Source organism: Collinsella sp. AM42-18AC, from assembly GCF_003467965.1.
Lineage (GTDB): Bacteria > Actinomycetota > Coriobacteriia > Coriobacteriales > Coriobacteriaceae > Collinsella.
The window spans coordinates 65666-67973 of sequence record NZ_QSFY01000012.1 but is presented as its reverse complement, the minus strand read 5'-3'; the positions used below and the strand labels follow the sequence as shown (position 1 = coordinate 67973).

Annotated in this window: 2 protein-coding genes; both read right to left on the bottom strand. The window is 59.0% G+C overall.

The features are described from left to right. The coding region (locus DW913_RS07930) for a transglutaminase domain-containing protein (RefSeq protein WP_199580808.1) at positions 1-1526 on the bottom strand (1526 nt) is incomplete at its 3' end. A gap of 180 nt (positions 1527-1706) precedes the next feature. Next, the gene (locus DW913_RS07925) at positions 1707-2180 is read right to left on the bottom strand and encodes a hypothetical protein (protein ID WP_147349643.1); all 474 of its coding nucleotides are present in this window, start codon (positions 2178-2180) and stop codon (positions 1707-1709) included. Between the last annotated feature and the right edge of the window lie 128 nt (positions 2181-2308).

Here is a 2308-nt window from a genome sequence, read left to right as displayed (position 1 = left end):
TCGAGGGCGGTCGCGAGGCGGTAGGGGCCGTCGTCAATCACACTTCCCAATGCTGCTGTTTTGTATTCAGCCTTCAGGTCGTACTTAGCGTTCCATTTGCTGTTCGATTCTTTTGTGACGTTAGACGTCGCCGTTAGATTAACTTTTGCGCCATCAGTCTTCCACTCCCTCTGATTCATCGCATAAGCAACAATCCCATTCTGAATTCCCGAAATACTCGGCGGGAAGGACTGGTTGTCGGCATCGATAGAAAAGCTCTCTTCCTTGGCATCCAGGTGCCGCTGAATGCGGTCGGCATATTTCTTGGCCCATTCATCGACTTTGCCATTTCTCACAAAGTAATTGTTGGATAGATCTGTCGAGCGGTAGGCGTAGTCGGCCTTCTGGTAGTTAGCCGTGTGGTCGGAGTGGGCGATTGCCATGAGCTCGTCGGTCAGGCCAAAGTACAGATGGCGCTGGTCCAGGTCTCCGTACCAGTTGTCGCTGGTGTCGTCCCAAGTTAGGTCCATCTGGCACCATTTGCCGTCGATCTTCACGGCGTTCCAGGTGTGGCCGTTGCCGGTGATGCGGCCGTTGGCGATGCCCGCGGCGTCAAGGAGCTTGGAGTAGATGCGCTGGTAGCTCTCGCAGGTGCCCTGGTGGCGCGTGAGGCCGCTTTCGGCCGAGCACCAGTTGAGGCTGTGGTCGTACTCCAGCTGGTCGAGCGTCCAGTCGTGGAGCCACAGCGCCATGTCGTATTCCGAGCCGTTTGTCTGTTGCCTGCACAGATCCACGGCGTCGTTGACGATCTGCGTGACGCTTGGGCGGGCGGCGTCGTTTACGGTCACCTCCGCCGTGGTGCGCAGGTAGTAGATCCCCTTGTCGTTTTGGGGGTCGTTTCTGTCGTTGTCCATAAAGTAGAAGTAGATTCGGTACGTGCCCGACGCCGTGAAGTCAAAGGTAAAGTCGTGGCCCGCGGTGCCCAGGCTGTAGTAGCTGGCCCATGCCGCGCGCGACGGGTCGCAGACGCTTTCCTGGCTGCCGCCGTCCCAGTAGGTGGGCACGTCCATGCGCGCCTTGGCCTGGGACGAGCCGTTGGTCTGGGTTACATGGAAGGTCGTCGCGGTGCCCGCGGGGGCGTCGTTCCACGAGACGGTGAAGGTGACGCCGTTTTGGGTTGCCGTGGCGGAGTGGGCGTAGCCGGTTTCTGCTGCGGTGGAGATTGCCTCGGGGGTGCCGTTGGTTTGGGCGCGGAGGGATGGGGTGGGGGTGCCGGTTGCGGTGGGGGTGCCGTCAGCGCTTTCCGTGTTGACGGCGCTGGTGCCGGTGGATGTTGCGGTGCTGTCCTCTGCGGTATCTGCTGTCGCGTTTGCGTTGGTGCCGTCTTCGGCCTTGCCTGCGCCGCTGCTCGTAGCGTCGGCTTGCGCCTGCTGCCCGGCTGTTTCTTGAGGCTGAATCGCCTCCGCAATGGCTGCCATAGGCATCGTCGCGCCGACCATAGACGTGCACGCGATCACGCAGAACAGGTAGTAAAGGGGTCGTTTCATAGCGGAGCCTCTCGGTGAGCAGCCAATAGGGTCCGAAGGCAGCTCCAGGCCAGCACTCCGCACATATTTTGTTGGAGTTTATTTTACGGGAACCCCAGTCAACATCAGCGAACTTTCTGGGGAATGTTGGAGGGACGGATGGTTGATTGCCCGGTGACGTTGTGGATCGCGTTGGGCTGACTATGCCTGATGCGGCAAATCCAGCACGAGGCCGTCTCGCGCTTCTTCGAGACTCGCCACCGAGACCTTCCGGGAAAAGTCCGCGAGGCTGCTGCTTAGGTCAAGTTCTGCGTGGTCGTATTTTTCAATTTTGCAGCCCGGGTGATTCTCGTCTGGTAAAAGGCGACATTCGACCGGTCGCGACCCGATGATTCGATACTCCTTCTGATATGCGTACTTGGGCGTTTTGATAACGAGATTGTGCGGGATGCCCTCAAAGATCTCGCGGATCGGTTTTGGCCCAGGGACGCCGTAGGAGATGGGACCGTGGGCGTAGATGTTTCCGTTGTCGGTGGTGTGTCTGTCGGCGAGGCGCGTTAAGCTGTCGTACTGCACAATGCCGATCAACCCGTCCGCGCACCCGAACTCCTGGATCATGCGCATCGGGATTTTCACGGTGTTGTCGACGATATCGTTCTTGCGGACCGTGTACATGCAGATTTCGGACCTCGAGCGTTCGACTGCCTCAATGAACCGTATATCTTTCGCTGGGGCCGGGGGCGCGGTCATCTGTTCTATTCATCCCGTGTTGGCTAGCCATAGTAGCCAACACGGGAAGCTAT